General features: G+C 49.8%; 1 protein-coding gene. It reads right to left on the reverse strand.

Going from position 1 to position 490, the window contains the following annotated elements; genetic code table 11:
• On the reverse strand, positions 1 to 490 hold a 490-nt coding region (locus tag A3754_RS05670; protein ID WP_156496836.1), incomplete at both ends, for a transposase.

Raw genomic sequence — 490 nt, forward strand, 5'->3', positions numbered from 1 at the left:
TTGCGCCATGAGAATGCGTATCAGGTTATACGCCAGCAGATATACCCACATCTCTTTCTCGGCCATCTCCGGTGTTTTGCACGTTAATGTTTCCATGCCCAAGGTGGTTTTGATATTCCGAATATCCAACTCCACATGCCAGCGGCTTCGATACAAGGCTTTCAGTGCTTCCCGTGGAACTTGCGTTGCATCATTCAGGGTAGTAATCAGAACTTTGCTCTCTAGCGCGACCTCCCGTATGACAATTTCAGCGGGGAGATTTCTAAAGTGTTCCGCAGACATCCAGTCCGGGCGCTGTACTGGCTTTTTGATTCGGATCAGATGATCTTTGCTCCCCAGATGCTTTCCTCGACGAAAATCTGTTGTCCGTTTCCTGCCGCCGTTTTGCTGGAAAACCACATCAATACCACGTTCAAGACATTCCGCCAGAACGTAGTAGCTGCCATACAGCGCATCACCCAGCAGAATATCGCCCTGTTCAAGGTCGGAC

The organism is Alcanivorax sp. HI0083 (genome assembly GCF_001635175.1).